Origin of the sequence: Streptomyces gardneri, from assembly GCF_006539185.1 — a bacterium.
Classification (GTDB): Bacteria; Actinomycetota; Actinomycetes; order Streptomycetales; family Streptomycetaceae; genus Streptomyces; species Streptomyces gardneri.
Window position 1 is genome coordinate 16,194 of sequence record NZ_BJMN01000030.1, and the last position, 23,658, is coordinate 39,851.

The following is a 23,658-nucleotide window of genomic DNA, read 5'->3' on the forward strand; positions in this document are numbered from 1 at the left end:
CCCCGTCAAGGGGTAATAGGACATTGGTATATGTCGACCGTGTCATGCCTTCGGGAAGTGCCCGTGGAGAGCTCCTTCCAGCCTATCCTCCGGCGGCCCCGATCCGCAGGCGTTGTGGATCAGCGGGGTGGGCATCATGGTCCGTGACGCGCGGCCGTCGTCGCGGCTGCCCACGGTGGGAGGGACGGCTCGATGGGGGAGAAGGTCGACGCGGACGGGTTTGGCCCGGCCGACCGGCAGCAGTACCGGAGAAAGCTCCAGCAGTGTCTCGCGGGGCTCGCGAGGCTGCTGGCGGAGAAGAGGTTCGACCGGCCCCGAAATCTCATGGGCCTGGAGATCGAACTCAATCTCGCCGGTGCTGACGGGCTCCCGCGGATGCTGAACGCGCCGGTTCTGGAAAGGATCGCGAGCTCCGATTTCCAGACGGAACTCGGATTGTTCAACCTGGAAGTGAACATCGCTCCGCACCGGCTGGGCGGCAGGGTATTCGACCGGCTCGCCGAGGAGATCGGGACCGGGATCGGATATGCCGACCGCAAGGCCAAGGAACTCGACGCGGGCGTCGTCATGATCGGCATACTGCCCACGCTCGCCCAGAGCGACCTGGTCTTCGAGAACCTGTCGGCCGCCGACCGCTACACGCTCCTCAACAACCAGATCCTGGCGGCCAGGGGCGAGGACTTCACCCTCGACATCCACGGAGTCGAGCGGCTCCAGTGCACCTCGGAGTCGATCGTGCCGGAGGCCGCCTGTACCTCCGTCCAGCTCCACCTCCAGGTCACACCGGCCCGGTTCCCCGCCGTCTGGAACGCCGCGCAGGCCGTGTCGGGCGTCCAGATCGCCCTCGGCGCCAACGCGCCCTTCGTCTTCGGCCGCGAGGTGTGGCGCGAGTCCCGGCCTCCCCTCTTCCAGCAGGCCACCGACACGAGGCCGCCCGAGCTGCAGTCCCAGGGCGTCCGGCCGCGCACCTGGTTCGGGGAGCGGTGGGTGGACTCGGTGTACGACCTCTTCGAGGAGAACCTCCGCTACTTCCCTGCGCTCCTCCCCATCTGCGACGAGGAGGACCCGCTGCTCGTCCTCGACGAGGGCGGCGTACCGAAACTCCAGGAGCTCGTCCTCCACAACGGCACGGTCTACCGCTGGAACAGGCCGGTGTACGGCTGGGTCGACGGGGTCCCGCACCTGCGCGTGGAGAACCGGGTCCTGCCCGCCGGGCCGACCGTGACCGACGTGATCGCGAACGCGGCCTTCTACTACGGGCTCGTCCGCTCGCTCGCCGACGAGCCCCGGCCGGTGTGGAAGCGGATGGCCTTCGAGGACGCGGAGGCCAACTTCGACACGGCCTGTCGCCACGGCATCGACGCGGAGCTGCGCTGGCCCCGGGCGGGCCGCGCGGGTGGTGTCGCGACCCTGCCGGCGGTACGGCTCGTCCTGGACGAGCTGCTGCCGCTCGCCGCGGCCGGTCTGGACGCCTGGCACATCGAGCCGGCGGACCGGGACTTCTACCTCGGGGTGATCGAGCAGCGCTGTCTGAAGAAGGTGAACGGGGCCTCCTGGCAGGCGGACACCTTCCACCAGGCGCTGGAGTCGGGTCTCGACCGGGAGGCGGCGCTGGCCGCGACCACCCGCCGCTACCGGACGCTGATGCACGAGGGGGAGCCCGTGCACACCTGGCCCGTGGGGATCGGCTGACACCTGCCCCGCGTGGTCCGGGCGGTGGTCCGGAGCGGCATCCCCGGGCATGGGTGATCATGTCAAGGTAGTCGAGGCGGGCCGAGGACGATCCAAGGGCGACCGAGGGCAACCGAGGTCGACCGAGGCGACCGCGGCCGCCGAGACCGCCGGAACGGCATGGGCCCACGACGGGGAAGTGGAGACAGGTGTGGTGTCGGAGCAAGACGTGAGGGACGCTTCCCTGCCCCCCGGAGGCCTGCCGCGGAAGGTACTGCGCTCCGAGACCCTCATCGTGCTCGCGCTCTCGCTCGGCGCGAGCGCGCTGTCGTCCCTCATCAGCTTCATCGGCTCGCTGACCCGGCCGGGGTCGCTGAAGGAGCAGGCGGCGACGCTCAACGGCTCGTACGCGCCGGGGCGGCCGTGGCTCGACCTGTCCTGGCAGCTCTTCGGCATCGCCTCGGCGCTCGTGCCGGTGGTCCTCGTCGCCCATCTGCTGCTGCGGGAGGGCGTCGGGCTCCGGGCCATCGGCTTCGACCGCACCCGGCCCTGGCCCGACCTGGGGCGCGGGGCGCTGGTCGCGGCCGGGATCGGGAGCGCGGGACTCGCCTTCTACCTGGCGGCGCGGGCTTCCGGGTTCAACCTGACGGTGGTGCCGGAGTCGCTGCCGGAGGTGTGGTGGAAGTACCCGGTGCTGATCCTCTCGGCGGTGCAGAACTCCGTCCTGGAAGAGGTCATCGTCGTCGGCTACCTGCTGCGCAGACTCGGCCAGTTGGGGTGGACGCCGATGGCGGCGCTCGTCGCGAGTTCGGTGCTGCGCGGCTCGTACCACCTCTACCAGGGGATCGGCGGCTTCATCGGCAACGTCGTGATGGGCGTCGTCTTCGTCCTGCTGTACCGGCGCTGGGGGCGGGTCGGGCCGCTGGTCGTGGCGCATGCGCTGCTCGACATCGTGGCCTTCGTCGGATACGGGCTGCTGGCGGGGAAGGTGGGCTGGCTGCCTACCGTGTGACGCGAGGATGTGCGGGACAGAGGTGAGGGGCGTGCGGCTGTTGCCGTACGCCCCTCGGCCTTTCGTTCCTGCTCGTCAGGCGTGGAGCTCGCCCTCGATGACCGTCACGGCATGGCCGGTCAGCAGGGTGCGCTCGCCGCGCAGCCGGGTGTGGACGAGGCCCGTGCGGGCGCCGCCCTGGAAGCCGGTGAGCTCGTCCCGGCCGAAGCGGGCCGACCAGTAGGGGGCGAGTGCGGTGTGGGCGCTGCCGGTCACCGGGTCCTCGTCGATGCCGACGGCGGGGAAGAAGCCGCGGGAGACGAAGTCGTAGCCCCGGTCGGGGTCCTGCGCGGCGGCGGTGGCGATGACTCCGCGGGAGGAGAGGTCCACGAGGGCGGCGAAGTCCGGCGCGAGGGAGCGCACAGTGGCCTCGTCGCGGAGTTCGACGAGGAGGTCGCCGATGTGGGCGGCCGTGTCGTGGACGGCGACGACCTCGGCGCCGAGCGCCTTCTCCAGGCCGTCGGGGACGGGGACGGGGGTGAGGGTGGAGGTCGGGAAGTCCATGGTGATCGTGCCGTCCGCCGTGGCGGTGGCGCCCAGGACGCCGGACCGGGTGGCGAAGCGGACGGCGCCGCTCGCCGTGCCCGTGGTGTGCAGGACGTGGGCCGTGGCGAGGGTCGCGTGGCCGCACATGTCGACCTCGGTGGTCGGGGTGAACCAGCGCAGGGCCCAGTCCGCCTCGCCGCCGGCGGGCAGGGGGTGGGCGAAGGCCGTCTCGGAGAGGTTGACCTCGGCCGCGACCTTCTGGAGCCAGGCGTCCTCGGGGAAGGAGTCGAGGAGCAGGACTCCGGCCGGGTTTCCGGAGAAGGGCTGGTCGGTGAAGGCGTCGATGATTCGGATCCGCATGCCGCCGACCGTACAAGGTGCGCGATCACGTGGACCAAGGCCAATCGCGGAGAACTGGACCGGGCCTTCCTGCGTCCCCCCGAGTGGGGACGGGGAGCGGGGAGCGGGAACAGGCGATGGGTGACGTCGCCGGACTCGGGGGGCTTCGATGATGTTCGGGTACTCGGACGAGTGGTGGGTGCTGTTCTTCGTTCCGGTGGTGCTGTGGGTGCCGTTCGGACCGTTCGTCATGGGCGGGATGGGAGTGTGGTGCGCCTTCCGGCCGGGCCTGCGGGCGCGGCTGTGGTCCGTACTGCTGCCGCTGCTTCCGGTGACGGTCTCCGCGATCGCCATGGTGATGCCGCTGGATCAGCCGAAGCGCACCGACGACCTCGTGGGCTACTTCCTCGTGTACGTCCTGGGCATCACGGTGCTGCCGTGGCTGCTGGGGTGGGGGATCACGCGCGTGGTTCGGGCCGTACGAGCCGTCCGGGCGCGGCGGCGGGCGGAGTCACAGGGGTGAAAGGACCATGAGGACCTCGTCGCGGTCGTCGCCGGGGGCCAGCCGGAGGGCGCCCGGCCAGCGGCCGGCCTCCTGATAGCCGAGGCGGCCGTAGAACTCCTCCAGGCCGACACCGCCGCGTGCCGCGAGCCGAAGCTGCTCCAGGGCCATCTCGTCGCGGGCGATCGCCCGGGCCTGCCGTACCAGACCCGCGCCGATGCCCTGTCCGCGTACCCGGAGGCGGGTCTGGACGTGGTGGAGCGTGCCCCAGTGCGCGACCAGGGGGTGCGGGTCGCGGCGGAGGTTGAGCCAGCCCGCGAGGGCTCCGTCGACGGTCGCGACGACGAGGCGGCTGGTCGCGGGGGCGAGGCCGGTGACGATGCGGTCGACCGCGGCGGCGACCTCGGTGGGATCGACCGGCGGGAAGGGGAAGCCGGCGGCGCCGCCCGCGTCGCTCACTTCGGTCCAGCACTCGGCGAGGGCCGTGACGAGGGCGTCGCTCGCCGCGTCGGGGGAGGTGAGCTGCGTGTAGAAGGGGGTGTCGTCCCCGGTCGTGACCGTTGTCATGGTCGTGATCATGGCAGGAGCGCAGGGCCAGGATCAGGTCTCGTGCGGTGGGTTGGCGGCGAGCAGCTCGCGCTTGACGTGCTCGTAGTCGGCCAGGGCTTGCGGGTCGCCTTGGTGATAGGCGGTCCAGAACCCGGGGCGCTGCCAGCGGGCGTCCGCGAGGCGGGTGTGGCCGTCGGCGATGACCAGGGTCCAGTCGGGAGGGATGCGGGCGTCCACCGTCTCGAAGTCGGCGGGATCCCAGAGCAGTCCGGGGTCGGGTGTGTCGGCGCCCAGGACGCGGATCTGGCAGTCGATGTCGTAGGCGACCAGCTCCAGCACCGGATAGACACCGCCCACCCGGATCCCGTCGTACTCGGGGACCGGGATGTCGGCCGCGGGATGGATGATCCGCCGGCATCTGACTCTCATGGGAAGAGTCTCGCCCCTGGCTCTCCCGCATCACCACGGCCCCGACCGGCATGCCGGTCGGGGCCGACCCGTCCTCCAGAGCGTTCGTTTCGGTATCGGCTCTTGCTCGGTGAACAGTTCCGATATATCGTTGAGGTATCGCGACAGTTCAACGATGGAAACCCGATGGAAGGAGCGTTGCGATGCGTTCACATGGACACGAGTACGGAAACGGACACGGAGCCGGTCGTGGGGCCTGCGGCCCCGGACCTCGTGGGGACTTCGAGGGGCGGCGGGCATTCGGGCCGTTCGGGCCCGGCTTCGGCGGCGGCGGTGGTCCCTGGGGCGGGCGTGGTCGCGGTGGCGGCCGGGGGAGGGCGCGGCGCGGTGACGTGCGTGCGTCGATCCTGGCGCTGCTGAAGGATCGCCCCATGCACGGCTACGAGATGATCCGCGAGATCGGCGAGCGCAGTGACGGGGCCTGGAAGCCCAGCCCCGGCTCGGTCTACCCCACCCTCCAGATGCTGGAGGACGAGGGGCTGATCACCAGCGCGAGCGAGGGCGGCAAGAAGCTGTTCACGCTCACCGACGCCGGGCGCGCCGAGGCCGAGGAAGGGCCGGACGCCCCGTGGGAGGAGGCCGGGCGCGGTGTCGACTGGGACGCCGTGAACGAGATCCGGCAGGCCGGCTTCGGGCTGATGGAGGCGTTCGGGCAGGTCTGGAAGACCGGCAGCGCCGAGCAGCGGCAGAAGGCGGTCGGCGTGATCAACGAAGCCCGCAAGAAGCTGTACCTCATCCTCGCCGACGAGGACTGAGGCCGAGCGGCGGCAGTGAAGGACGAAGAGCCCCGCGGCGTGTGCCGCGGGGCTCTTTCCGTGCCTTCGGTCAGGCGACCAGGCCCGCGAGCTTGCGGAGTGACTCCGTCAGCGCCGCCGTCGCCGAGTCCTTGAGCTTCCCCGCCATCAGGGAGACCGCCGCGCCCGTGAACTCGCCGTCGATCCGTACCGTCGTCGCGTCCCCGTCCGCCGCGAGCGAGTAGCGCGTCGCGACGGTCACCCCCATCGGGCCCTTGCCCCGGATGGCGAGCGCCCGGTCGGTCTCCAGCTCCTCGACCGTCCAGAGCACCTCGGCGGGGAAGCCCATCAGCTTCATGTTCTCGGTGAAGGTGGCACCCGTCTCCAGGCTCTCCGGGCCGCCGCTCGGGAAGCTGGTGTGCGTGGCGTTCCACTCGCCGTACGAGGGGAAGTCCGTCAGGCACGCCCAGACCTTCCCGGCCGGAGCCTCGATCCGTGCCTCCGCGCTGACTTCGGCCATGCGACCACCCCTTCAGGCGTGCCAACTGGTTCCGGTGTCGCGGAACGTAGCCGGGCGGGCGTGAACATTCAATACTGATGAACCGTCAGTTCTGCGGCGGCCGGGTCCGCGCCGTCGCCGATCCACCAGATCTCGGCCGAGTCGAAGCAGTCGGAGGCGCGCGGCCCCCCGTCCTCCTCGTGGCAGTGGAAAGCGGCCCAGAACAGGTCGGCCGGCAGCGCCTCCCGGGGTGCGTACACCCGGTACACGTACTGCCGTCCGTCGCGCGCGAGCAGAGCCACCATCCAGAACACGTCCGGAGGACGAACGGCAACGGGCCCGCGGTTGCAAAGGGGGCGCAATGCAAGGCGGCGCGCGCCCCCGGAGGCGAACGCGGGCAATCTCCTCCGTAAGGAGGAGGAATCGTGCGCCTGTGCCCAACTCCGGTGGGATGCGGACATGCTTCTCCGCGCTGATGCCCCCGGCTCCCCGGCCTGATGAGGTGGAAGGGTGCACCGTCCCGTTCCTCTCCCGCAGCCGCCCCGGCGGCCCGTCGCCCCGCGCGCCGAGCTCACGTCCTTCCTGTCCTTCCTGACGCCGTCGCTCGCGACCGCCGTGACGGGCGCGCGCCGCAGAGCCCTCCGGGACGGGGACCGGCAGATCGACACCGCGCACCTCCTGCACGCGCTCGTCGAGTCGGACCCGGACGTCGGCGACGCCTTCGAGAGCGGCCATCAGCTCGCCCGTGTCCTCGGCTACCTCGCCCAGCGGTCCATCGGTTACGGCCTGCGCTGGCAGCGCTCGGTCGAGGAATCGGGCGCCGGGCGCCTGTTGCCCGCCGCGCGCGAGGCCGAGCCCCGGGGCGACGACGGCCGGTCCTTCGGCTGGTCGCCGGCTGCCGCCGCCGCCCTGGAGGGCGCCTTCCGGCGGGCCGCCGGGCGCGGGGACGAACGCGCTCACGGGCTCGACCTGCTCGTCGGCGTCGCCGCCGACCCCGAGAGCCGGGCCGTCGAGGTGCTCAAGCGGGCCGGGGTCGATCCGGTCGCCCTGGTCGCGCGTGTCGATGCGTCCGTCGAGCCCCGTATCGGTGGTCGCGACGGCGCCTTCGGCGAGGAGCCGTCTCAACAGGTGTAACGGGGGTTACGCGCCTGACCGGGTCCTGTCATGATGGCCCGATGTTCGCGTCTCAGGGGAGAAGCGCCGGCCTGGGACTTGCCCTGGCCTCGGCCTTCGCATTCGGTGGTTCAGGAGTGGCGGCCAAGCCGCTCATCGAGGCGGGCCTCGACCCGCTCCATGTGGTGTGGCTCCGGGTGGCCGGCGCCGCCCTCGTCATGCTGCCCGTGGCCTGGCGCCACCGGGACCTCCTGCGCCGCAAACCCGCACTCCTCGTGGGCTTCGGCCTGCTCGCCGTCGCCGGTGTCCAGGCCTGTTACTTCGCCTCGATCTCCCGCATCCCCGTCGGTGTCGCGCTGCTCATCGAGTACTTCGCCCCGGCCCTCGTCCTCGGCTGGGTCCGCTTCGTCCAGCGCCGGCCGGTCACCCGCGCGGCCGCCCTCGGCGTCGTCCTGGCCGTCGGCGGCCTCTCGTGCGTCGTCCAGGTCTGGTCCGGGCTGAGCTTCGACCTCGTCGGTCTGCTCCTGGCCCTCGCCGCCGCCTGCTGCCAGGTCGGCTACTTCGTCCTCTCCGACCAGGGCTCCGACGAGGCCGAGCAGGCCGATCCGCTCGGCATCATCGCGTACGGGCTGCTCATCGGCGCGCTCGTCCTCACCGTCGTGGCCCGGCCCTGGGGCATGGACTGGGCGATCCTCGGCGGCAGCGCCGACATGGACGGCAGCAGCGTGCCCGCGTGGCTGCTGCTCGGCTGGATCGTGCTGATCGCCACGGTCCTCGCGTACGTCACCGGCGTCATCTCGGTGCGCCGGCTCTCTCCGCAGGTCGCGGGTGTCGTGGCCTGTCTGGAGGCCGTCGTCGCGACCGTCCTGGCCTGGGTGCTGCTCGGCGAGCACCTGGACGCGCCGCAGATCCTCGGCGGAGCGCTGGTCCTGGTCGGCGCCTTCATCGCGCAGTCCTCGACGCCGAAGGCGCCGTCGTCCGATCCCGTCGCGGCCTCCGGGGGCGACGGCGCGGAGGTAGCCGTCGGCGCAGCAGGAACCGGCGGTACGGAAGGATCCGGCGGGCGGGACGAAAAGGAGTTGTCGGCGGGGCGGACCGCCTCCTAGCGTGGCGATCATGCACGCGACCGTACTTTCGCCGCCGCCGCCCGCCTCCTAGCGCGCGGCGACATCTCCTGACGAGGAACGGGCCCGGGTGGGCGGATCACCGCCCCCGGGCGGTTCGTCGCTGTCCGCGCGCGGAGCCGAGCGACCACACCCTTCCTCCCTCTTCCTCCTCGGAGAAGTCACGTGCCGAACTCCTCGCCGTCCGCCCTGCCCGTCGGGCGGAGCCTGCTCTATCTGATCGTCGCCGGGATCGCCTGGGGCACGGCCGGTGCCGCCGCCTCGCTGATCTTCCGGGTCAGCGACATGGGCCCGCTGGCCCTCTCCTTCTGGCGCTGCGTCGGCGGGCTCGTCCTGCTGCTCGGCGCGCTGGCCCTGCGGCCCCGCCGTGCCGTCTCTCGCACCGCCGCGGAACCGCGTGGCCGGCGGACGGCCCGCATCCTCGGTACGGGTATCGGGCTCACCGTCTTCCAGAGCGCCTACTTCGCGGCCGTCCAGAACACCGGCCTCGCCGTCGGGACCGTCGTCACCCTGGGGGCCGGGCCGGTCCTCATCGCCGTCGGCGCACGGCTGACCATGGGCGAACGCCTCGGCCGCGGCGGGCTCATCGCCGCCACCGGGGCGCTCGCCGGACTCGCCGTCCTCGTCCTGGGCGGCGGGGCCGCGGAGGTGCGGCCGCTCGGCGTGATCCTCGCGGTCGTCTCGGCGGCCGGCTACGCCGCGATCACCCTGCTCACCCGATGGCTCGGGCGCGACGGCGGCGCCACGGACGCCCTGGGGACCACCACGTGGGCCTTCGCGATCGGAGCGGTCGGTCTGCTGCCGTTCGCGGTCGCGGAGGGACTCGTACCGCACACCGGATCGCCGCTGCGGGTCGTGCTCCTGCTGCTGTACGTGGCGGCCGTGCCGACCGCCCTCGCCTACGCGCTCTACTTCGCCGGGGCGGCCGTCGTCCGGGCCGCCACCGTCTCCGTGATCATGCTCCTGGAGCCGGTGAGCGCGGCCCTGATCGCCGTGTCGCTGCTCGGCGAGCGGCTCACGTCGGCGATCGTCCTCGGCACCCTGCTCCTGCTCGCCGCGGTCACGGGCCTCGCCTTCGCCGAGGCGAGGACGGCGGCGGTACGCCGGCGAGTGGAGGAGATGGAGCGGATCGAGGAGGAGGCGGTGGCGGTGTAGAGCCGCCGAGCGCCGCCCGCGTCCCGGCCCGGTGTCAGTTCGCGGTGCGGCGCCGCAGCTGGTGGGCTCGGGCGGCGAGGTCGCCGGGGCCCGCCCGCTCCGCCAGGCGGTCCGCGATCCGGTCCTGTACCTCCTGGGGCTTGTTGCCCGCGTACTTGAACTTGGCCCGGACCTCGGTCACTTCCAGGTTCAGGACGCGGATGCCCGAGAGGAGGCGGCCGAAGGGCGCCTCGCCCGGGGCCGCGAGGGCGGTGGCGCCGTCCGGCTGGAAGTGGGCGACCTGACGGTTGAGGAGCTCGGCCTTCTCCGCCGGGTCGTCGATCACGTGCGCCGTGCACCGCAGTTGGACCGCCGCGTAGTACGAGGTCGGCGTGGAGTGTGCGGTCGGCGTGCCCTCGGGGGCGGTCCACGGACCCGGGGCGAAGACGTAGTCGTCGACCACGCTGAGAAGGACCGTCGGCTGCGCTTCCACGGCTCGCCACAGGGGGTTGGGGCGGGCCAGGTGGGCGAGGATGCGGCCGTACGGGCCGGGGCCGTCCTCGTACCGGAAGTGCATCGGCTGCACCCACGGCGGTTCGCCGGGCAGGCCGTTCACGGCGAGCTGGCCGAAGTCGTGGCGGGAGAGCCAGTCACGCCACTCGTCGTCATCGAGGGCCGCGTCCCAGGGGTGGATCAGCATCGTGGGTGCTCCTTTCCCGTTCCTGTCCTAATCCCGTGCTCAGGGAGCGGAGAGGTAGTCGGGGAGGGCGACGGCCGGGTCGAGGTCGTCGGCGGGGACCGGGGTTCCGTTGACCGCGCGCACGGGGACCACGCCGGACCAGTACGGCAGGCCCAGGTCCTCCGCGTCGTCGTTGGGGCCGCCGGTGCGGACCTTCGCCGAGACCTCGTCCAGGTCGAGCCGGATCACGGCGGTCGCGGCGAGCTCCTTGGCGTTCGCCGGGCGCGAGTCGGCGGAGCGGCCCGGGACGACGTGGTCGACGAGCGCGTCGAGGGCGGTGCGCAGCTCCTCCGGGTCGGTCACCTGGTGGGCGGTGCCGTGGACGACGACCGAGCGGTAGTTGAGGGAGTGGTGGAACGCGGAGCGCGCGAGCACGAGGCCGTCGACGTGGGTCACGGTCAGGCAGACGGGCAGACCGGGGGCCTTCACGCCGTCGCCCGTGGCGCGCAGCGGGCGCGAGCCGGTCGAGCCGTGGACGTAGAGACTCTCCCCGATGCGGCCGTAGAGCGTCGGGAGGACGACCGGCGCGCCGTCGCGGACGAAACCGAGGTGGCAGACGTATCCCTCGTCGAGTATCGAGTGGACCAGTGCCTTGTCGTACGAGGCGCGCTCCCGGGAGCGGGTCGGCACGGTCCGGTCGGTCGGCGCGTAGGTGTCGGCGGCGGCGGTCATTGCGTACTCCATTGCACTAGTGCATAATCTCTTTTGTGCTAGGAGAGTATCGGATCGAAGGTCGTCGCGCATCGGACATCGCCGCCAGCGTCGAGCGCGGAGTCGGCACAGGCGCCCTGGAGCCCGGGCAACTGCTGCCACCCATGCGGGAATTGGCGCTCACGCTCGGCGTGAACGCGAACACGGTTGCCGCCGCCTATCGCACCCTGCGTGAGCGCGGGGTCATCGAGACGGACGGCCGGCGCGGCAGCCGGGTGCGGCCGCGGCCCGCCACCACCGCCCGCGGCTCGATCCGGGTGGACGCTCCCGCCGGGGTCCGGGACGTGAGCAACGGAAGCCCCGACCCCGCACTGCTGCCACCGCTCGGCGAGGCCTTCGCCGAGGTCGCGCGCGGGTACGCCGAGCGGCCCGGCATGTACGGAGAGGCCCCCGTCGACGAGGAGTTCGGGCGGCTCGCGCGGGCCGCCTTCGACGCGGACGGCGTGCCCGCCGGGCCGGTCGGGGTCGCCTCGGGCTCCCTCGACGCCATCGAGCGGGTGCTCGCCGTGCACCTCAGGCCCGGGGACGCCGTCGCCGTCGAGGACCCGGGCTGGGGAAGCCTGCTCGACCTCGTACCGGCGCTCGGGCTGCGACCGGTGCCCGTCGCCGTCGACGACGAGGGACCGCTGCCCGAGGAGGTCGAGCGGGCGATCCGGCGCGACGGGGCGCGGGCCGTGATCGTGACCGACCGCGCGCAGAACCCGACCGGGGCGTGCGTCACCGAGGAGCGGGCGGCGGAGCTGCGGCTGGTCCTCGCCGCGCACCCCGACGTCCTGCTCGTGGAGGACGACCACGGGCACGGCATCGTCGCGCAGCCCCTCCACCCCCTCGCCGGGGTCACCGAACGCTGGACGCTGGTGCGCTCGGTCGCCAAGGCGTACGGGCCCGACCTGCGGATCGCGGCCTTCACCGGGGACGCCGAGACCGTCGACCGGGTCCTCGGGCGGCAGCGGCTCGGCCCCGGCTGGGTCAGCCGGCTGCTCCAGCGGACCGTCGCCCACCTCTGGGCCGCCGAGGCGGTCGACCCGGTCGCCGTCGCCCGCTCCTACGGGAAGCGGCGCGACGGACTGGTGAGGGCCCTCGCCCGGCGGGGCATCGAGGCCCACGGGCGCAGCGGCATGAACGTCTGGGTGCCGGTCGCGGACGAGACGGGCGCGGTGTCGCACCTCGTGGCCGACGGCTGGGCCGTGGCGCCGGGTGCGCGCTTCCGGATGAGCGCGGGGCCGGCCGTCCGGGTCACCGTCTCCGGCCTCGCCGTCGGGGACGTCGAGCCTCTCGCCGAGGCCATCGCGCGGGCGGCGGGACCGGCGCCCGCGCGGAGTTACGGGTGAGTCTCGGTCGCCGTGTGCCCGGCCCGGGCTTCCGGTCCCGGACCCGCACCTAGGCGCAGTGGGGCGGAGGCCCCCGCGAGGGCGCCGTCCCGTGTGCCCACCTTCCCCGCCGCGGCGGGACGCATACCCACGCGCGACGGCGGTGCGGTACGGCGGGAAGCCCGGGTCTGGGTGAGGGCGGCTCCCGCCAGGACGATCACCGCGCCGACCGGTGTGTTCCAGGCGAGCTGCTCGCCCAGGACCGCCACGCCCGCCGCCGTGGCGATGACGGGGATGAAGTACGTGACCATGGAGGCCGTCGTCGGGCCCACCTCGGCCACCACGCCGTACTGCAGCAGCATCGCGTACCCCGTGCCGAGCGCGCCGAGCGCGATCACGGCGAGCAGCGGCACGACCTCCACCGACTCCGGCACGGAGGTGAACAGCGGGGTGACCACGGCCAGCTGGAGCGTCGCGAGGCCCACCTGCGAACCGGCGAGCGAGAGATGCGAGACGCCCGTGTCGCTCAGCGTCCTGCGGACGTAGATCCAGCCCACCGCGTAACTGAAGGAGGCCAGCAGGGCCAGCGCCGTGCCCGTCACGTCGAGCCCGGAGAAGCCCTGCCAGGCGCCGAGGACGGTCAGGACCCCGATGAAGCCGATGCCCAGACCGGCCGCGCGGACCCGGGTCGGGCGGTCCTCGGAGAGTGCGACGAGCGAGAGGAGCATGCCCCACAGCGGGGTCGTCGCGTTGCAGATGCCCGCCAGGGTCGACGGGATCGTCAGCTCCGCGTACGCGAAGAGCGAGAACGGCAGCGCGTTGAGCAGGAAGGCCGCGACCGTCAGATGGCCCCAGACGCGAGCGCCGCGCGGCAGCCGGTCCCGCTTCACCACCATCGCGACGGCGAGCACCGCCGTACCGAACAGCAGCCGCCCGAACGTCACCTGGAAGGGGGCGAAGCCCTCCGTGCCGACCTTGATGAAGAGGAAGCTGAACCCCCAGATGAGGGCCAGGACGCCGAAGCGGACGCGCCAGTCGAGCAGACGTGAGGTGCGGGCGGGACGCGAGGAGGTCGAGGGGGGCGCGGAGGGCGGGGCTGCGGGGCTCATGCACTCAGGGTGACGGGCTCCACCTCTTAGAACAAGCGAGAATTGTTCGACCCCTTCCCTTAGTATCGCTTACATGTTGAATCTGGAGCGCCTGCGCACCCTCGACGCCGTCGCCCGGCACGGTTCGGTCAGCGGCGCGGCCGACGGGCTGCACGTCACCACCTCGGCCGTCTCCCAGCAGCTCTCCAAGCTGGAGCGCGAGGTGGGGCAGCAACTGCTCGCCAAGCACGGGCGGGGGGTGCGGCTCACCGACGCCGGGCTGCTCCTCGCCGAGCACGCCGCCCGGATCCTGTCCCAGGTCCAGATGGCCCAGGCCGACATCGAGGCCCAGCGGGGCCAGGTGGTGGGTGAGGTGCGGGCCGCCGCCTTCCCGACCGCTGCCCGGGGGCTCTTCCCGGCCGCGCTCGCCGCCCTGCGCGAGGGGCACCCCGAACTGCGGGTCCGGACGACCGAGCTGGAGCCCGAGCACGGGGTGCGCGCGGTGCTGCGCGGCGACGCGGACCTCGCCCTCGTCCTGGACTGGAGCAACAAGCGGGCGCCGGTACCGGGGGGCCTGGAGCGGGCCCATCTCCTGGACGACACCGCGGACGTGGCGCTGCCCGCCGGGCACCGCCTGGCCGGGCGGGAGACGGTGGATCTGGAGGACTTCGCCGACGAGGAGTGGGTGTCCTGGCCCGAGGGCGAGTTCTGCCACGACTGGCTGATGTTCACCCTGCGCTCGCAGGGCATCGAGCCCCGCATCGGGCACCTGGCGGGGGAGCACCACACGCAGCTGGCGCTCGTCGCGGCCGGCCTCGGGGTGTGCGTCACGCCCCGGCTCGGCCGCTCGGTGCCGGACGGGGTCGTGTTCGTGCCCGTCCGGCAGAAGGTGCGACGCCACATCTACGCCACCTGGCGCGCCGACGCGGGCCGTCGGCCCTCCGTACGGGCGGTCGTCGCGGCGCTGCGGGCGGCGGCCGAGCCGCTCGGGAGCTGACGGGCGCCGCCGTGATCGGGGGAGGCCCTTCGAGTCGGCGACCCCCTGGTAGGGCCGGTGCCTCCCTGATAGCGCCGGCGCCTCCTGGTAGGGCCGGTGCCTCCCTGATAGCGCCGGCGCCTCCTAGATCTTGCGGAAGTCCCAGGACGCGATGGCGTCCGGGGTCAGTCGCGCCCAGGCGTGGCGGCCGTCGTGCGGCATCACGTCCAGGCCGAAGTTCTTGGCGGCGAAGAGCTGTTCGGGCGCTTCGAGCTCGGGGAACGGTTCGCCGGTACGGGGGGCCTCGCCGACGAACTCGACCGTGCCCGACAGCTCGACGCCCCGCAGCTCGCCGTACTCCTCGCCGTCGTCCACGACCACCGCGATCCTCGGATCGGCGCGCATCTCCGACCAGCGGCGGCTGCGCGTCAGCGAGTACAGCCACAGGGCCCGGCCGTCCCAGGCGAACCACAGCGCGCTCACATGCGGACGGCCGTCGGCCGACACCGTCGCCACCCGGCAGGTGCGCTGTTCGGCGAGGAAGGAATCGAGCTCGGCCGGGGTCATCATGATCCGGCGGCCATGGCGCTGTGCGACGGTCATCGTCCGCACCCTTCTGGATTTCTGATGAGACGTCAGAAAGCATGGAGGGCCATCGGCGCACAGGCAAGGGGAGACCATGGGTGAGAGTGCGAGAGAGCGGCTCGGGGAGTGGATCCGTCCGGACGGCGGGGTCGTGCTGCTCACCGTCGAGTGTCAGCGGGGAGTCGTCGGCACGGAGAGCGCGCTGCCCGAACTGGCCGCCGTCGCCCGCTCGTCGGGTGCCCTGCGGAATGTGGCGCGGCTCGTGGCCGCCGCGCACGAGGCCGATGTCCAGGTGATCCACGCCGTGGCCGAGCGGCGCCCCGACGGGCGTGGCGCCAACACCAACGCGCGGCTCTTCCGGGCCGCCGCCCGGCTGCCGGTGCAGCAGCACAGTGGCAGCACGGCCGTACGGATCGCCGAACCGATCGAGGTCGCGGACGAGGACATCGTCGTCCGGCGCCTGCACGGGCTCTCTCCGCTCGCGGGCACGGACGTCGACGCGCTCCTGCGCAACCTCGGCTGCCGGACGCTGATCGTGACCGGCGTCTCCGCCAACGTGGCCGTGCCCAACGCGGTCTTCGACGCCGTGAACCGCGGCTACACAGTCGTCGTGCCCGGGGACGCGATCGCGGGGGTGCCGGCCGACTACACCCCCGCGATGATCCGGAACACCCTCGCGCTCGTCGCCACGATCACGACGACGGACGAGGTGCTGGGCTGCTGGAAGGCCCCCCGGCGCGCCGGGCGAGCCGACGGCGCGCCCCGCAGCGCCGACCGGGTGGCCGACCGGGTGGCCGACCGAGGGGCCGGCCGAGGGGCCGCCGGGGGCGCCGTCAGCCGAGGCTGATCTCGTCACCCACCACCTGGATCGGCGTCGGCGGCAGCGGGGAGGTCGCCGGGCCGGACTTCACGCTGCCGTCCGACGCGTCGAAGTGGCTCTGGTGGCACGGGCACACGATCACGCCGTCCTTGACGCCGCTGACGGCGCAGCCCGCGTGGGTGCACTTGGACGAGAAGGCCTTGAACTCGCCGGCCTTCGGCTGGGTGATCACCAGGCCCTGACCGGCGATGACCTTGCCGCCGCCCACCGGGATGTCCCCGGTTCGCGCGAGGGTGGCGCCCGCCTGCTCCTCCGTGCCCTTGTCCTCGGTGTCGCCGCCACCGCAGGCCGCGAGCGCCGCCGCCAGGCCCGCGGCGCCCGCCGCCGAGACCACCGTCCTGCGTGCCACTCCGCTCATGTGCTGCCCCTCTTTCCGTCACGCACTGGTGTGTTGGCACCCGACGGTACGGGTGTGACCTGTGCCCCGTTCACAGGATCGCCTCTTCGGGAGCCTTACAGTTCTTAGTAGAGTGTCGGAACATGGACACCCCGCGGTGAAAGTGTCAACGGTCAGCGCCCACCACGTACGGGCCGCGCTGCTGGGAGGCGAGCGGCGAGGAGTCGCCCCCGCGCCGCTCCTCGCCAGGGCGGGACTGCCCTCCGAACTGCTCGGGGACGCCCATGCCAGGGTCCCGGCGGAACAGTTCGGGCGGCTCGTGAGGATGCTGTGGGCCATCCTCGACGACGAGCTGATCGGCTTCGGCGATGCGCCGAGCAAGGTCGGGACCTTCGCGATGATGGGCCATGCCGTGGTCCACGGCAGCCGTGACCTGCGCGAGGCGCTCCAACGCAGCCAGGCCTTCTACGCGCTCTTCCCGTCCGGCCCGCGCTTCCGGCTCGTCGAGCCGGGCGGAGGCGACGAGGCGGGCGGCGAGTGGGGTGACGAGGGCGGCGACGAGGCCCGGATGGAGTTCGACGTCGCCGGGTACGACGATCCGCTCCACTTCGGTGCGGAGTCCACCGTGCTCGTCGCCCACCGCTTCGCCGGCTGGCTCATCCGCCGCCGGATCGGCCTGCGGCGCGTGGAGTTCGCCTACCCCGAGCCCCGGCACGCCCAGGAGTACGCCGTCCTGTTCGGGGCGCCCTGCGTCTTCGGCGCCCGGCGGACGGCGGCCGTCTTCGACCGGGCGGACCTCGACGAGCCCGTCCTGCGGGACGCGGAGGCCCTCAGGGCCTTCCTCCGCCGGGCCCCCGTCGACGTATTCGTCTGCGCCGACTACGGCTGTACGGTGACCGGCCGCGTACGCCACCTGATGGGGAGGGCCCTGCCCGCGGGGTCAGTGCCGACACCCGAGGAGCTCGCCGACCGGCTGTCCGTCAGCCCGCAGACCCTCCGCCGCCGACTGGCCGCCGAGGGAACCACGTACCAGCGCTTGCGCGATCAGGTGCGCCGCGACCACGCCATCGCCGAACTCTCCGGCGGCCGGGTCTCCATCGAGCTGCTCTCGCGGCAGCTCGGCTTCTCGGAACCCAGTGCGTTCCACCGGGCGTTCCGGCGCTGGACCGGCGAGACGCCCCGGGCCTACCGGGCCCGCAGTGGGTGAAGACGGTCAACAACCGTGAGCGGTACGGTCACAGCCGCCGTCCGCCGCCGGGCCTACCGTCCCGCCATGACCGAAATCGACCGGTCCGGCGCCGGCCGGCCCCCGGACCCCACCCGCCACCGATGAACGCGCGCCGGGCGGCCGGCGCCGTCCTCGGTACCGGCGTCCTGCTCTGTCTGCTCGCGGCGCTGGCCGTCACGTCCCTGAGCGTCCGCGTCGACGGCACCAGCATGACCCCCACCCTCCAGGAGGGGGACCGGGTGCTCGTCGCACCGAGTTCGGCGGGCGAGGCGCGCCGCTTCGACGTCGTCCTGCTCCGGGCGACCGGCCGGGACGCGCTGCTCGTCAAGCGGGTGATCGGGCTGCCGGGCGACCGGGTGGCCATCGCCTCCACGCCGGAACGGCCCTTCGAGGTCCTCCTGCAGGAGCGGGGCCAGGGTCCGGTCCACCGGGTGGTGGCCCCGCAATGGACCACGCAGGCCCACCGCACGGGTGCCTGCTGCGCGCCGGACGGCACGCGGTCGGCGCGGCCGGAGCTGCGGACCGTGCCCGAGGGCGCGTTCTTCTACCTGGGGGACAACCCCGATCTCTCGGACGACTCCCGGGCGTACGGCTGGGGGCGACTCGGCCGCGTCGAGGGGCGGGTCGGCCTGCGGGCCTTCCCCGTCTCGGCCTCGCCGGGCCTCGGCAACCGGCCCGTCCTGGAGCGATGGCAGGGCTTGGGGCAGGGGTCGGTGAAGGGGGCGGGCCCGTGAGCCGACCTACCGGGTGGTGGGCGCGACGTTCTCCTGGCCCGTGCTCAGCGCGACCCGGACCACCGTGTCGGCGACGCGACGCGCCGACTCCTCCGGTGAGGCCGTGGACTGGACGATGTGGCTGGCCGTCAGTCGGACCGCCGCGTCCACGGCCAGCTCGCGCGCGACCGGGTCCACGCCGGGCCAGGCCTCCGAGACGTACGCGTCGGCCATCGCCGTCGCGGTCTCGAACGCGGCCGCGGACCGGGTCGTGAGATAGGGGAGGAGGCCGTCCTCGCCGGTGCTCGTCAGGACCGCCTTGACCAGGGGATTCCGTCCGGCCAGCGTGAGCGTGAAGCCGACCGCGGCCTCGACGGCGGCGCGCAGGTCGTCCCGGTGCGCGTCCAGGCCCTGCTGGATGCCGAGGAGGCAGCGCTCCAGCTCGCGCTGGAACAGGGCCTCGCCGACCGCCTCCTTGGAGGGGAACTCCGAGTACAGCGTCTGTCGGCTGACGCCCACGGCTCCGGCGAGGTGCGCCATCCGGAGCTTGTCGAAGCCGCGGTCCGCGACCGCCTCGTACGCGGCGTCCAGGAGGCGTTCGCGCAGCAGTGTCCGGACCGTCTCCCTGAACCGTGCCATCGGGTCAGCCTAGTCCAGCCGGATTTCTGCTCAGGACTGTCCAGAGTGTTGACACTTCTTCTCTGACTGTCCAATCCTCGAACAGGTAGCCGCGAAGTGTCATCCGTCTCCGGTCTTCCGGCCGTGAGGCGCACGGCTGCCGGGTTCACATCCCCCCGCGCCGACGGCGCGGGACGACGGTGGGAGATCACATGCAGGAAGAGAACAGAGGCGTCACCCGCTGGCGCAGATCGGCGTTCCTGGCTCTGCCCGCGACCATCGCCGTGGCGGCCATGGCCACGGCGATGGTGCAGGGCGCGCTCGCCGCGAACCTCTCGCTGACGAGCGTCCCCTTCACCCTCAGCTCGAAGACCGTCGCCGCTCCGCAGGGCATCGGCGCGGTCATGCACACCATCGACGCCAGCGGGGCCAAGGGCGCCGCCGAGGTCGGCATCGCCAAGGCGGGCCTCGACGGCATCTGCGTCCACGCCGTCCAGTCCGTCAACCTCCCGGTCATCGGCAGCCTCGGCACCTGGTCGCTCAACATCTCCTCACCGGCGGCGGCGACCCCGCTCACCAGCGACCAGCTCGTCGCCGGAGCCGGGCTCCAGGCGAACAAGCTGGTCCTCGACGCCCAGTCGCTCAAGGCGGCCACCGCCACGCTCAACGCGAGCGACACCACCCCGAACGTGATCGGCGCCGCCGCCGACGGCGCCGGGATCAAGGGCACCGGCATCAACGACGGCACCCCGGGCCAGTTCGGCCTGGACGCCACCGGCGGCCGGACCGACATCAAGAACCTCAACGCCGACGCCAACGGCGCGACGATCTCCGGCGCGATCACCCTGCCGGACCTCGCCATCGCGGTCGCCCACGGCGACAAGCCCTGCTGAGTCCGGCCTGACACCGCCGGGGATCCGCGTCTCCAGGGACGCGGATCCCCGGCCACGTCCCCCCCCAACCCCTGATCCCGACTGCGAGGGTCCATGACCACCGATCCGACGCCCGAGCGGCCTGAGTCGTCCGAGCCGACCGCTCCCGTCACCCCCACCCCGCGCGGGGCCCGCCTGGCCTTTCGTCGCTGGCGCCGCACCCGGCCGTTCTGGGCGGCCCTCTGGACCGGGGCCGGCGGCTTCGTCATCTTCTTCCTGCCGATGGCACCGCTCGGCAAGATCCTCCAGGTCGGCGTCGGCGGTGTCGCGGGCATGGCCGGAGGCATCGTCCTCATGGCGATGGCCCTGCTGATCCTGCTGCTCCCGGGTCAGCGCCACACCGCCGGTGTCATCGCGGTGATCGCGGGAGTCGCCTCCTTCCCGCTCTCGAACCTCGGCGGGCTCTTCCTCGGCATGTTCCTGTCCGTCCTCGGCGGCTCGATGGCCTTCGCCTGGCTGCCCGAGAAGCCTGCCCGGAGGCGCGGCGGCCTCCTCCGCCGTATGCGGCCGGGCGCCGAAACGCCCGTACCCGCCAAGTCCGTGGGGAGCGGATCCGTATGAATCACCTGACGACCCGTCTCGGCCCGTCCGTCGGCCGGGTGTGCGCGAGAGGCACCCGCGCCGTCACGGAATGGAACGCCCGGATGCTCGCCGAGGCCTCCGACGGCACCCGGCGCGGCACCCGTTGGGGGCGCGGCGCCCTCGCCCTCGTACCCTCGGCGCTCGCCGTCGGGGTCCTGGGCACCGCGCTGGCGCAGGGCGCGCTCGCCGCCAACTTCAGCGTCACCGGGCAGCCCTTCACCCTGACCTCCAACGGGGTCGAGGGCTCCGGCTTCGGGGCCATCGTCAACACCCCCGCCGTCGGGCGCCCGGACGGCACCACGACCACCAACACGGCGATGGCACGCGTCGGTTTCGCGAGCGCCGGCCTCGCCGGGCTGTGCGGCATCGTCCACCAGACGATCGCGGGAGTCCCGTACTCGCTGCTCCTGACGGGCGGCCAGAAGGTGACGGCCGCACCGCCCGGCACGTTCACCACCGACATCGACGCGTCGAACCTCTACATCCAGGCCACCGAACTGCAGGCGTACGGGCCGACCACCCTCCAGAACGCGGTGCTCGGCCAGTCTGCCGACCAGGTCACCGTGGCCGGAAAGCCGCTCACGGGCGCGCTGCCCGGCGGGTTCGGACTCGGCTCGGCGGGCGGCGAGGGAGGCAGCTCGATCACCCTGCACGGGCTGAGCGCCACCGCGTACGACGCCGAGATGGCGGGGGCGCTCGTGCTTCCGGACCTGAAGATCAGGGTCGTCGCGGGATCGGCCACGGCATGCTGAGCGGGGCGGCTCGGAGCGATCGGGCGGATCGCGCGGGTCGGGCAGCTCGGGTCGTCGGGGCGGCTCGGGAGGGGTGCGGCCGGTGGGTCCGGTGGTTCAGGGCCTTTCGGCGGACCCGGCCGTTCTGGGGCGGGCTGTGGCTGATCGCCGGCGGGTGGACCGTCCTCAAGTTCTCCCTCAGCTCCCTCCAGTTGATCGTGAGCACCGGTTTCGGGGGCGTGGCCGGCTACCTCGTCGGCGGCGGGATGATCCTCTGCGGCCTGATCCCGATGGCGCTTCCCGCCCAGCGCTACACCTTCGGGCTCATCGGCGCGGTCCTCGCGGTCGTGTCCCTCGTCGTCTCCAACCTCGGCGGGTTCCTCGTCGGGATGGCGCTCGGCGTCCTCGGCGGTTCGATGACGGTCGGCTGGGGTGCCAAACGCCCGCGCCGCGGGGCGGTGGAAGGATGACGCGCCGCGTACCGTCCAAGCCGCTCGCCGTGACGACCGCCCTGCTCCTCGCCGTGGCCACGGCCTTCTGGTCCGGGCAGCCGAGCAGCGCCGCCGGCCGGACCGCCGCCGCGCCCGAGCCGCTGGGCGTGCCCTTCCTGCCCGCGCCCGACCCGCTGCGCGTCACCATCGCGAGCATGGTCGCCGTCTCGATGACCGTCGACAGGAACGTCACCATCCGGCTCTCCGACGGGACGACCAGGACGACGACCCAGTACACCTTCACCAAGCTCAAGATCCGCTCGCACATGAACGTGACCCAGCGGGCCGCGGGGCACACCGTCACCATCGACGTGCCGAACGAGGGCTCCCTCGGCGGCTACGACAGCGCGGGGAAGCCCGAGACGACCACGATGTGGGGGAACATCACCAACGTCTGCGTCCGGGTCCTCGTCAAGATCTGCGGGGTACAGGGGCTGCTCGACTTCTTCGGCTCCCTCATCCCCCTGACCGCCGGGGCCGAGGACTTCGCCGGCGACATCTACGCGATCCGCACGGTCGACGACCATGCCGCCCTCGACTCCACGGACAACCCCGTCCACCTCCCCGGGACCATCACGGTGACCGTCCCGTGAGCCTCCCCGAAGGGCGCACCCACTGGCGCCGTTCGCTCGCCGTCGCCGTGCCCGCGCTCCTGGTGGCGGCCGGCCTCGGGTCCGCGATGGCGAGCGGCGCGCTCGCCGTCGGCCTCCGGATCCAGGACCGTCCCGTCGACTTCACGACCAGCAGCCTGTACGGGACGCAGTACGGCGCCGCGGTCGTCGACCAGGCCGTCGTCCGGCCCGACGGCACCACCGGCACGGTCCGGGTGCTCCGCATGGGCTTCGCCGACGGCGTGCTCAACGGCCTGTGCCTCAGCCAGCGCCAGCAGATCGCGGGAGTCACGTACACGCTGATGCTCACCCTGGGCGACGACAACCCCCGCTCCTGGGAGATCCGGACGAAGAACACCGTCCTCGACCTGCGCAGCGCCACCGGGGTCCTCGACATGGACGGCATCGTCGACCTCAACGTCAACGGCGCCGACGTGAAGACGGTCAAGGACGCGACCGGGGCGTACGTCGCCAACCCGCTGGACAGTCCGCAGCATCGTTTCGGCATCCAGGCGCGGTACGCCAAGTTCGACCGGATCGTCGGCACCGCCCAGGACTTCCAGATCCCGGGCCTCCTCACCACCCCGAAACTCGCCCTCACCGTCAGACCGGGCACGGTCGCCTGCCCCGCCCCACCCGGGCCCGTCGGTACACCCGGGACGCCGTGATGGCAGACTGCGGCCCTCACGGTCGACTCCTGGAGGTAACCGATGGCGTGGCGGCGATCCGGACACGCGGCTCCCCCGAGCAGCGCGGGTTCCCGGTGACCCCGGGGACCGGCTGCCGCGCGAGGCCGACCGAGCCCGGCACCCTGCTCGTACGCAGCGCGCCGGCGATGCCCGCCGCGGCGGTCCTGCTCCTCCACGGGGGCCGCGCCGACGGGCCGGAGCCGCCGCCCGCCCTCAATCTGCCCGCGCTGCGCATGAGGCCCTTCGTCGGCGCCGTGACCCGCGCCGTCCGGGGCCGGGACGTGCTGGTCGCCGAGGTGCGGTACCGCCACCGCGGCTGGAACGGCCCGCGCGCCGACGCCGCCCGGGACGCCGAGGCCGCCCTCGTCCGGCTCCGGGAACGCGTCGGTCCCGTACCCGTCGTGCTCCTGGGCCACTCCATGGGCGGTCGCGCCGCACTCAGCGCCGCCGGCGACCCGGCCGTCCGCGGTGTGGTCGCCCTCGCGCCCTGGTGCCCCACCGGCGAACCCGTCGACCACCTCGGAGGCCGTCGGCTCTACCTCCTGCACGACGAGACCGACCGCGTCACCTCGGCGCGCGAGTCCTGGGACTTCGTCCGCAGGGCGCGGGCGGCGGGCGCGGACGCGGCGGGCATCCCGATGCCGACGGGCGGGCACGCCATGCTCCGGGGCGCCGGCTTCTGGCACCGGCGTGCGGCGGAACTCACGGCGGCGCTGCTCTCACACGGCTGACGCACCCGGGCGCCTGCGGCCGACCACGGCCGCCTC

Annotated in this window: 30 protein-coding genes; 19 read left to right on the forward strand and 11 right to left on the reverse strand. The window is 72.9% G+C overall.

All coding sequences use genetic code 11. The annotated features are described in order from the left end of the window. Positions 1–192 precede the first annotated feature (192 nt). Positions 193–1,692, forward strand: a complete 1,500-nt coding sequence (locus SGA01_RS22875; protein ID WP_141298290.1) for a glutamate-cysteine ligase family protein — start codon at positions 193–195, stop codon at positions 1,690–1,692. Positions 1,693–1,900: 208 nt separating this feature from the next. Then, the gene (locus SGA01_RS22880; RefSeq protein ID WP_174867435.1) at positions 1,901–2,683 is read left to right on the forward strand and encodes a CPBP family intramembrane glutamic endopeptidase; all 783 of its coding nucleotides are present in this window, start codon (positions 1,901–1,903) and stop codon (positions 2,681–2,683) included. A gap of 75 nt (positions 2,684–2,758) precedes the next feature. Here SGA01_RS22880 and SGA01_RS22885 read toward each other — a convergent pair whose 3' ends face one another. Further along, complete coding sequence (locus SGA01_RS22885; RefSeq protein ID WP_141298292.1) at positions 2,759–3,568, reverse strand: PhzF family phenazine biosynthesis protein; 810 nt, start codon at positions 3,566–3,568, stop codon at positions 2,759–2,761. A 148-nt stretch (positions 3,569–3,716) separates the two neighbouring features. Here SGA01_RS22885 and SGA01_RS22890 point away from each other — a divergent pair, with 148 nt between their 5' ends. Beyond that, positions 3,717–4,070 (forward strand): hypothetical protein, encoded by a 354-nt coding sequence (locus tag SGA01_RS22890; RefSeq protein ID WP_141298293.1) that lies wholly within the window; start codon positions 3,717–3,719, stop codon positions 4,068–4,070. Here the strand turns inward: SGA01_RS22890 and SGA01_RS22895 are convergent. Continuing rightward, entirely contained in the window at positions 4,059–4,616 is a 558-nt protein-coding gene (locus SGA01_RS22895) for a GNAT family N-acetyltransferase (protein ID WP_141298294.1), read from the reverse strand. The two genes, SGA01_RS22890 and SGA01_RS22895, sit on opposite strands and share 12 nt — an antisense overlap. Positions 4,617–4,649: 33 nt before the next feature. Then, on the reverse strand, positions 4,650–5,027 hold the full coding sequence (locus tag SGA01_RS22900; RefSeq protein ID WP_141298295.1) for a hypothetical protein: 378 nt from the start codon (positions 5,025–5,027) through the stop codon (positions 4,650–4,652). Between the two features lie 182 nt (positions 5,028–5,209). On the opposite strand from SGA01_RS22900, the gene SGA01_RS22905 reads away from it, so the two are divergent. Further along, positions 5,210–5,821, forward strand: a complete 612-nt coding sequence (locus SGA01_RS22905) for a PadR family transcriptional regulator (RefSeq protein ID WP_079037703.1) — start codon at positions 5,210–5,212, stop codon at positions 5,819–5,821. A 70-nt stretch (positions 5,822–5,891) separates the two neighbouring features. Here the strand turns inward: SGA01_RS22905 and SGA01_RS22910 are convergent, their stop codons facing one another. Together SGA01_RS22910 and SGA01_RS22915 are read right to left on the reverse strand one after the other, a co-directional pair. Continuing rightward, positions 5,892–6,320, reverse strand: a complete 429-nt coding sequence (locus SGA01_RS22910) for a type II toxin-antitoxin system Rv0910 family toxin (RefSeq protein WP_141298296.1) — start codon at positions 6,318–6,320, stop codon at positions 5,892–5,894. A gap of 68 nt (positions 6,321–6,388) precedes the next feature. After that, positions 6,389–6,613 (reverse strand): hypothetical protein, encoded by a 225-nt coding sequence (locus SGA01_RS22915; protein WP_055644674.1) that lies wholly within the window; start codon positions 6,611–6,613, stop codon positions 6,389–6,391. Positions 6,614–6,809: 196 nt separating this feature from the next. On the opposite strand from SGA01_RS22915, the gene SGA01_RS22920 reads away from it, so the two are divergent. From SGA01_RS22920 to SGA01_RS22930, 3 genes are all read left to right on the forward strand, one after another. Further along, on the forward strand, positions 6,810–7,433 hold the full coding sequence (locus SGA01_RS22920) for a Clp protease N-terminal domain-containing protein (protein WP_141298297.1): 624 nt from the start codon (positions 6,810–6,812) through the stop codon (positions 7,431–7,433). A 41-nt stretch (positions 7,434–7,474) separates the two neighbouring features. Next, positions 7,475–8,518, forward strand: a complete 1,044-nt coding sequence (locus SGA01_RS22925) for an EamA family transporter (protein WP_141298298.1) — start codon at positions 7,475–7,477, stop codon at positions 8,516–8,518. Between the two features lie 183 nt (positions 8,519–8,701). Further along, entirely contained in the window at positions 8,702–9,691 is a 990-nt protein-coding gene (locus tag SGA01_RS22930; RefSeq protein WP_141298299.1) for a DMT family transporter, read from the forward strand. A 34-nt stretch (positions 9,692–9,725) separates the two neighbouring features. On the opposite strand, the gene SGA01_RS22935 is transcribed toward SGA01_RS22930, so the two are convergent. Both SGA01_RS22935 and SGA01_RS22940 read right to left on the reverse strand, forming a co-directional pair. Continuing rightward, positions 9,726–10,370 carry an FMN-binding negative transcriptional regulator gene (locus tag SGA01_RS22935; RefSeq protein WP_141298300.1) on the reverse strand — a complete coding sequence of 215 codons (645 nt, stop codon included), beginning with the start codon at positions 10,368–10,370 and terminating at the stop codon, positions 9,726–9,728. Between the two features lie 39 nt (positions 10,371–10,409). Continuing rightward, positions 10,410–11,081, reverse strand: coding sequence for a pyridoxamine 5'-phosphate oxidase family protein (locus SGA01_RS22940; protein WP_141298301.1), 672 nt, complete (start codon positions 11,079–11,081; stop codon positions 10,410–10,412). A gap of 35 nt (positions 11,082–11,116) precedes the next feature. Between SGA01_RS22940 and SGA01_RS22945 the strand changes: the two genes are divergently transcribed. Further along, positions 11,117–12,451 (forward strand): aminotransferase class I/II-fold pyridoxal phosphate-dependent enzyme, encoded by a 1,335-nt coding sequence (locus tag SGA01_RS22945; protein ID WP_141298302.1) that lies wholly within the window; start codon positions 11,117–11,119, stop codon positions 12,449–12,451. On the opposite strand, the gene SGA01_RS22950 is transcribed toward SGA01_RS22945, so the two are convergent. Further along, positions 12,442–13,539: a DMT family transporter gene (locus tag SGA01_RS22950; RefSeq protein ID WP_229918333.1), complete on the reverse strand. Its 1,098-nt coding sequence runs from the start codon at positions 13,537–13,539 to the stop codon at positions 12,442–12,444. The genes SGA01_RS22945 and SGA01_RS22950 overlap by 10 nt on opposite strands. A 73-nt stretch (positions 13,540–13,612) precedes the next feature. Here SGA01_RS22950 and SGA01_RS22955 point away from each other — a divergent pair, with 73 nt between their 5' ends. Further along, positions 13,613–14,515: a LysR family transcriptional regulator gene (locus SGA01_RS22955; RefSeq protein WP_141298303.1), complete on the forward strand. Its 903-nt coding sequence runs from the start codon at positions 13,613–13,615 to the stop codon at positions 14,513–14,515. A 123-nt stretch (positions 14,516–14,638) separates the two neighbouring features. Here SGA01_RS22955 and SGA01_RS22960 read toward each other — a convergent pair whose 3' ends face one another. After that, positions 14,639–15,097: a pyridoxamine 5'-phosphate oxidase family protein gene (locus tag SGA01_RS22960; protein ID WP_141298304.1), complete on the reverse strand. Its 459-nt coding sequence runs from the start codon at positions 15,095–15,097 to the stop codon at positions 14,639–14,641. Positions 15,098–15,173: 76 nt separating this feature from the next. Between SGA01_RS22960 and SGA01_RS22965 the strand changes: the two genes are divergently transcribed. Continuing rightward, positions 15,174–15,926, forward strand: a complete 753-nt coding sequence (locus SGA01_RS22965; protein WP_229918334.1) for a cysteine hydrolase family protein — start codon at positions 15,174–15,176, stop codon at positions 15,924–15,926. Here the strand turns inward: SGA01_RS22965 and SGA01_RS22970 are convergent. Then, positions 15,913–16,317, reverse strand: coding sequence for a Rieske (2Fe-2S) protein (locus SGA01_RS22970; protein ID WP_141298305.1), 405 nt, complete (start codon positions 16,315–16,317; stop codon positions 15,913–15,915). The genes SGA01_RS22965 and SGA01_RS22970 overlap by 14 nt on opposite strands. A 136-nt stretch (positions 16,318–16,453) precedes the next feature. Between SGA01_RS22970 and SGA01_RS22975 the strand changes: the two genes are divergently transcribed. Both SGA01_RS22975 and lepB read left to right on the forward strand, forming a co-directional pair. Beyond that, entirely contained in the window at positions 16,454–17,503 is a 1,050-nt protein-coding gene (locus SGA01_RS22975) for an AraC family transcriptional regulator (protein WP_141298306.1), read from the forward strand. Between the two features lie 122 nt (positions 17,504–17,625). Further along, complete coding sequence (gene lepB, locus SGA01_RS22980; RefSeq protein WP_141298307.1) at positions 17,626–18,258, forward strand: signal peptidase I; 633 nt, start codon at positions 17,626–17,628, stop codon at positions 18,256–18,258. A gap of 6 nt (positions 18,259–18,264) precedes the next feature. Here the strand turns inward: lepB and SGA01_RS22985 are convergent, their stop codons facing one another. Further along, positions 18,265–18,876: a TetR/AcrR family transcriptional regulator gene (locus SGA01_RS22985; protein WP_141298308.1), complete on the reverse strand. Its 612-nt coding sequence runs from the start codon at positions 18,874–18,876 to the stop codon at positions 18,265–18,267. Between the two features lie 191 nt (positions 18,877–19,067). On the opposite strand from SGA01_RS22985, the gene SGA01_RS22990 reads away from it, so the two are divergent. The 7 genes from SGA01_RS22990 (at position 19,068) to SGA01_RS23020 (ending at position 23,622) form a co-directional block, all read left to right on the forward strand. Beyond that, positions 19,068–19,748, forward strand: a complete 681-nt coding sequence (locus SGA01_RS22990) for a DUF6230 family protein (protein ID WP_141298309.1) — start codon at positions 19,068–19,070, stop codon at positions 19,746–19,748. 93 nt (positions 19,749–19,841) lie between these two features. Further along, positions 19,842–20,348 carry a DUF6114 domain-containing protein gene (locus SGA01_RS22995; protein WP_229918335.1) on the forward strand — a complete coding sequence of 169 codons (507 nt, stop codon included), beginning with the start codon at positions 19,842–19,844 and terminating at the stop codon, positions 20,346–20,348. Further along, positions 20,345–21,121, forward strand: a complete 777-nt coding sequence (locus SGA01_RS23000) for a DUF6230 family protein (RefSeq protein WP_141298310.1) — start codon at positions 20,345–20,347, stop codon at positions 21,119–21,121. Before SGA01_RS22995 ends, SGA01_RS23000 begins: the two co-directional genes overlap by 4 nt. After that, the gene (locus SGA01_RS23005) at positions 21,115–21,570 is read left to right on the forward strand and encodes a DUF6114 domain-containing protein (RefSeq protein WP_229918336.1); all 456 of its coding nucleotides are present in this window, start codon (positions 21,115–21,117) and stop codon (positions 21,568–21,570) included. Before SGA01_RS23000 ends, SGA01_RS23005 begins: the two co-directional genes overlap by 7 nt. Continuing rightward, positions 21,567–22,184 carry a hypothetical protein gene (locus SGA01_RS23010; RefSeq protein ID WP_141298311.1) on the forward strand — a complete coding sequence of 206 codons (618 nt, stop codon included), beginning with the start codon at positions 21,567–21,569 and terminating at the stop codon, positions 22,182–22,184. The genes SGA01_RS23005 and SGA01_RS23010 overlap by 4 nt, the downstream gene beginning before the upstream one ends. After that, positions 22,181–22,870, forward strand: a complete 690-nt coding sequence (locus tag SGA01_RS23015; RefSeq protein ID WP_141298312.1) for a DUF6230 family protein — start codon at positions 22,181–22,183, stop codon at positions 22,868–22,870. Before SGA01_RS23010 ends, SGA01_RS23015 begins: the two co-directional genes overlap by 4 nt. Positions 22,871–23,037: 167 nt before the next feature. Then, complete coding sequence (locus SGA01_RS23020; RefSeq protein ID WP_229918347.1) at positions 23,038–23,622, forward strand: alpha/beta fold hydrolase; 585 nt, start codon at positions 23,038–23,040, stop codon at positions 23,620–23,622. Positions 23,623–23,658: the final 36 nt, after the last annotated feature.

Excerpts from the sequence above, each read along its gene's own strand:
- SGA01_RS22875 (WP_141298290.1), top strand. The coding sequence starts at position 193 with ATGGGGGAGAAGGTCGACGCGGACGGGTTTGGCCCGGCCGACCGGCAG.
- SGA01_RS22885 (WP_141298292.1), bottom strand. The coding sequence starts at position 3,568 with ATGCGGATCCGAATCATCGACGCCTTCACCGACCAGCCCTTCTCCGGA.
- SGA01_RS22890 (WP_141298293.1), top strand. The coding sequence starts at position 3,717 with ATGATGTTCGGGTACTCGGACGAGTGGTGGGTGCTGTTCTTCGTTCCG.
- SGA01_RS22895 (WP_141298294.1), bottom strand. The coding sequence starts at position 4,616 with ATGACAACGGTCACGACCGGGGACGACACCCCCTTCTACACGCAGCTC.
- SGA01_RS22900 (WP_141298295.1), bottom strand. The coding sequence starts at position 5,027 with ATGAGAGTCAGATGCCGGCGGATCATCCATCCCGCGGCCGACATCCCG.
- SGA01_RS22905 (WP_079037703.1), top strand. The coding sequence starts at position 5,210 with ATGCGTTCACATGGACACGAGTACGGAAACGGACACGGAGCCGGTCGT.
- SGA01_RS22910 (WP_141298296.1), bottom strand. The coding sequence starts at position 6,320 with ATGGCCGAAGTCAGCGCGGAGGCACGGATCGAGGCTCCGGCCGGGAAG.
- SGA01_RS22925 (WP_141298298.1), top strand. The coding sequence starts at position 7,475 with ATGTTCGCGTCTCAGGGGAGAAGCGCCGGCCTGGGACTTGCCCTGGCC.
- SGA01_RS22935 (WP_141298300.1), bottom strand. The coding sequence starts at position 10,370 with ATGCTGATCCACCCCTGGGACGCGGCCCTCGATGACGACGAGTGGCGT.
- SGA01_RS22940 (WP_141298301.1), bottom strand. The coding sequence starts at position 11,081 with ATGACCGCCGCCGCCGACACCTACGCGCCGACCGACCGGACCGTGCCG.
- SGA01_RS22950 (WP_229918333.1), bottom strand. The coding sequence starts at position 13,539 with ATGAGCCCCGCAGCCCCGCCCTCCGCGCCCCCCTCGACCTCCTCGCGT.
- SGA01_RS22955 (WP_141298303.1), top strand. The coding sequence starts at position 13,613 with ATGTTGAATCTGGAGCGCCTGCGCACCCTCGACGCCGTCGCCCGGCAC.
- SGA01_RS22960 (WP_141298304.1), bottom strand. The coding sequence starts at position 15,097 with ATGACCGTCGCACAGCGCCATGGCCGCCGGATCATGATGACCCCGGCC.
- SGA01_RS22965 (WP_229918334.1), top strand. The coding sequence starts at position 15,174 with ATGGGTGAGAGTGCGAGAGAGCGGCTCGGGGAGTGGATCCGTCCGGAC.
- SGA01_RS22970 (WP_141298305.1), bottom strand. The coding sequence starts at position 16,317 with ATGAGCGGAGTGGCACGCAGGACGGTGGTCTCGGCGGCGGGCGCCGCG.
- lepB (WP_141298307.1), top strand. The coding sequence starts at position 17,626 with ATGAACGCGCGCCGGGCGGCCGGCGCCGTCCTCGGTACCGGCGTCCTG.
- SGA01_RS22985 (WP_141298308.1), bottom strand. The coding sequence starts at position 18,876 with ATGGCACGGTTCAGGGAGACGGTCCGGACACTGCTGCGCGAACGCCTC.
- SGA01_RS22990 (WP_141298309.1), top strand. The coding sequence starts at position 19,068 with ATGCAGGAAGAGAACAGAGGCGTCACCCGCTGGCGCAGATCGGCGTTC.
- SGA01_RS22995 (WP_229918335.1), top strand. The coding sequence starts at position 19,842 with ATGACCACCGATCCGACGCCCGAGCGGCCTGAGTCGTCCGAGCCGACC.
- SGA01_RS23000 (WP_141298310.1), top strand. The coding sequence starts at position 20,345 with ATGAATCACCTGACGACCCGTCTCGGCCCGTCCGTCGGCCGGGTGTGC.
- SGA01_RS23005 (WP_229918336.1), top strand. The coding sequence starts at position 21,115 with ATGCTGAGCGGGGCGGCTCGGAGCGATCGGGCGGATCGCGCGGGTCGG.
- SGA01_RS23010 (WP_141298311.1), top strand. The coding sequence starts at position 21,567 with ATGACGCGCCGCGTACCGTCCAAGCCGCTCGCCGTGACGACCGCCCTG.
- SGA01_RS23020 (WP_229918347.1), top strand. The coding sequence starts at position 23,038 with ATGCCCGCCGCGGCGGTCCTGCTCCTCCACGGGGGCCGCGCCGACGGG.